The sequence below is a fragment of the Micromonospora sp. NPDC048843 genome, assembly GCF_040649965.1.
Taxonomy (GTDB): domain Bacteria; phylum Actinomycetota; class Actinomycetes; order Mycobacteriales; family Micromonosporaceae; genus Micromonospora; species Micromonospora hortensis.
Window position 1 is genome coordinate 1 of record NZ_JBEZGJ010000337.1, and the last position, 3,293, is coordinate 3,293.

The following is a 3,293-nucleotide window of genomic DNA, read 5'->3' on the forward strand; positions in this document are numbered from 1 at the left end:
GACCCGGCCGGCCTGCTCAACCCGGGCAAGGTGCTCTGACCGGCTGCGGTCAGCCCTTGACCTCGGCCGGGCCGCAACCTGTTCCAGGTGGCGGCGGCCGCCAGTCCGTACGCGAGGTGCGGGATGATGTCGGAGATCCAGTCGGAGCGCCGCCACGTACGCGGGTCACTGATCCCGAGCACTGTGATCGACCCGTCGGTCATGGTCATCACGCCCGCGCCGAGCAGACCGGTGGCCACCGGCAACGGCTGACGTCGACCACCGGCGTAGAGCGCGAACCCGACGCCCGCGGCGACGCCCAGCCCGTAACCGATCAGCGGCCCGAGGCCCGAGCGGCGGTTCGCCGCCCGGCCGTCGGACCCCAGGCTGACGTGCGCGATCCCAGCCAACCGGTCGACGGTCTCCTGCGGGACGTCGCTCTCCGGCCGTCCCCTCAGCGCCATGTCGAGGTAGCTGACCACGTTCAGCGCGGTGCTGCCGACGGCGCCAGCGATCGCGCCGTCGGCCACGTCGACAGTCCTCACTTCGGGTCGCCCGGTTCGCGCTCGCTCTTCGGGCCGTACGTCCGCTCACCGCGCACCACGCCCCGTTGACCGCGATCCTCCTGGAGGATCCGGTTCGCGACCTGGTTGGCCTTGCCGTCGGGTACTCGGCGCCCGGAGTCGTCGATCGCGTTGCGCAACCGCGCGCGCTGCTTGTCGTACGCGTTACTGCCCGGCCGTGGTCCTGGCATCTGTGCCTCCTTCGTCGGTCTGGGCACCTGGTGCTGCCCACCGTCCGCTGGGCGTACCGCGGCCGTCTACCCGTCTGGTGGCGGACCAACCACCGGCGCGCTACTGGGGAGCGCGGACCACGACCACCGGGCACTGCGCGTGGTGCAGCATCGACTGGCTCACCGATCCCAGCAGCAACCCGGTCACCTCGCCGCGTCCGCGCCCACCGACGACCGCCAGTTGGGCGGAGCGGGACGCCTCGGCGAGCACGGTGCCAGGTCGGCCATGCACCACCTGGCAGGTCAACCGCAGACCCCTGTGGTCCTCGGTGAGCCCGGTCAGCCACCCGGCGAGCATCTGCTCCTGCTCGCCGCGCAGCTTCGCCTCGTCGTACACCAGGGGTTGCATGTCGCCCGGGCCGCTGCTGCCGGGGTGTCGGTAGGCGTGCACCGCCACCAGTGGAACGCCGAGCGACACGGCGGTCTCGGCAGCGAAGTCCGCCGCCCGCCGGGAGGCGTCCGAGCCGTCCACCGCGACCAGGACCGGCTCGTCGGGTCGTTGCGTGCCGCGCGCGACCAGCACCGGGCAGTCGGCGTACGCGGCGACCTGCACCGCGACCGAGCCGACAAGCAGCGCGGAGAACCCACCCAGCCCGCGATCGCCGAGCACGATGAGCGCGGCGGTGGGGGACTCGCCCACCAGCACCGCGGCGGCCTCTCCGTCGATGATCTCGCCGGAGATCGACAACCCGGGCACTGTCGCCTCGGCCTCGCGCACCGCGGCCTCGACGAGTTCCTCGGCCCGGTGGCGCAGCCCTCCGCCGGGCGGCGCCTCCGGGGCGGGGGAGACCGGTACGTGTAGTAGCGGCCAGATGAAACCGTGCACGACCCGCAGCGGTCGGTGCCGGCGTGCCGCCTCGGCGGCGGCGAGACGCACGGCGCGCAGCGCCGACTCCGAGCCGTCGACGCCGACCACCACCGCCGCGTTGTTCGCCGAGTTCACCGCCCACCTCCGCTCGCGGCCAGTATCGCGGGCCCGGACGCCCTCGCGCCGCGATACCGCTGAGCGCGTCCCGGTCGGTACGCTGACGACGACCGGGGAGGGAGCGCCGCCGATGGGTGAACCAGACCAGCCGAGCACCGCTCGCATGATCGACTTTTGGCTCGGCGGGCAGCATCACTTCCCCGTGGACGTGGCCGCCGCGAGCGCGTTCGAGCAGGCGTACGGGCCGTGCGCGCCGGTGTTCCGGGAGCTGCGGGCGTTCCTGGGCCGGGCGGTGCGAGCCATGGCCGCCCAGGGCGTGGACGGGTTCCTGGTGTTCGGCGCCGGGGTGCCCACGATGGGCAACGTGCACGAGGTCGCCACCGACGCGACAGTGCTCTACACCGATGTCGACCCGGTCACCATCCGACTGGGACAGAGTATCCTCGCCGGCAGCGACCGGGCCGGCTACGGCTTCGGCGACGCGACCGACATCGGCACCATCGACCCGGCGCAGCTGCACCGTTTCGTGCCGGGCTGGGGTCGGCGGCCGGTCGGGGTGGTCTTCCTGGGGTTGGCCGCGTTCCTCGACGACGCCACACTGACCCGCACCCTCGACGAGCTGTACGCCGCCGCGGCGCCGGGCAGCCTGCTCGCCGTGGACTTCGACACCGAGGAGTTGGCCGGCCACCCGCAGGCGCTGGCGATGATGGGCCCGCAGTTCCGGATGCGTCCACCGGCGGCGTTCGCGCCCCTGCTGGGTCGGTGGGCGCCGACGGCGGACGGGATCGTCCCGGTCGCCGAGTGGCGGCCGGACGGCCCGCCGGCGCGGGTGCCCGACGCGTTCCACGGTGTGCTCGCGACCCGCGCGGCGGACTGACCGCGCCGATCATCCGTCCGAGGGCGTCCGTATGATGCTTGCCCTATAGCAAGCTTCTGGGGAGGACGACGAATGGTAGACGCGCCGGACGTGGTGTCGCGCGCGTTGCGCGAGGCTCCGCCTGACCAGTTGGCGGAGGCGGCGGACCGGGCGATCCGGTCCGCGATGGGCGCGCTGCGCACCGACGTCTTCGTCGCCGACTACCGGATCAGCGGCCTCTGGCCGGTGCTGGACCCGGACCTGCCGGCGGGCGGCTTCCTGGCCTGCCACACCATGGCACAGCGCTGCTTCAGCAGCCAGCAACCGGTACGCGACGGTGAAGGTCCCTGCCGGCTGTACCTGCCGCTGACGGTGTGGGGGGAGCGGCTGGGTGTGCTGCTGATCGAGCTGCCGACCGTACCGAACGCGACGGTCACCGGTCGGGCGACGGACATCGCCGGCGCTCTGGCGGTGGCGATGCGCGCGGCGGACCGGGAGACCGACCGTTACCGGCGGGCCCGCCGACGGGAGCGCCTGACGATGGCCGCCGAGATGCAGTGGGACCTGCTGCCCGGTCGTGGTGTGTCCCACCACGCGTTCGAGGACGCCAACTACAAGCGGGACGCCATCGGCAACATCCTCTGGATCAAGGGCACCGCTCGCGACGGCCCTCCGACAGCGGATCGCCAGCGCCGGACCCACCGTGTGGCTGCCCCTCGCGGCGACGGCGGCGGTGCTCG

The 3,293-nt window shown here is 73.2% G+C and carries 4 protein-coding genes and 1 pseudogene; 2 read left to right on the top strand and 3 right to left on the bottom strand.

Translation table 11 applies throughout. The features are described from left to right. The 3 genes from AB0C20_RS35745 to AB0C20_RS35755 all read right to left on the bottom strand — a co-directional run. Positions 1–524: hypothetical protein (locus tag AB0C20_RS35745; RefSeq protein ID WP_357569675.1), on the bottom strand; the 524-nt coding region annotated here is incomplete at its 3' end. Continuing rightward, positions 521–733: a phosphatidylethanolamine-binding protein gene (locus AB0C20_RS35750; protein WP_088948250.1), complete on the bottom strand. Its 213-nt coding sequence runs from the start codon at positions 731–733 to the stop codon at positions 521–523. The genes AB0C20_RS35750 and AB0C20_RS35745, both read right to left, overlap by 4 nt. Positions 734–833: 100 nt before the next feature. Further along, on the bottom strand, positions 834–1,715 hold the full coding sequence (locus tag AB0C20_RS35755) for a universal stress protein (protein WP_357569676.1): 882 nt from the start codon (positions 1,713–1,715) through the stop codon (positions 834–836). A gap of 112 nt (positions 1,716–1,827) precedes the next feature. Here AB0C20_RS35755 and AB0C20_RS35760 point away from each other — a divergent pair, with 112 nt between their 5' ends. Beyond that, a complete protein-coding gene (locus AB0C20_RS35760) occupies positions 1,828–2,574 on the top strand; it encodes an SAM-dependent methyltransferase (protein WP_357187537.1) in 747 nt (248 codons plus the stop codon). 72 nt (positions 2,575–2,646) lie between these two features. Further along, positions 2,647–3,293, top strand: a pseudogene (locus AB0C20_RS35765) (protein phosphatase); the annotation flags it as partial.

Excerpts from the sequence above, each read along its gene's own strand:
- AB0C20_RS35750 (WP_088948250.1), bottom strand. The coding sequence starts at position 733 with ATGCCAGGACCACGGCCGGGCAGTAACGCGTACGACAAGCAGCGCGCG.
- AB0C20_RS35760 (WP_357187537.1), top strand. The coding sequence starts at position 1,828 with ATGGGTGAACCAGACCAGCCGAGCACCGCTCGCATGATCGACTTTTGG.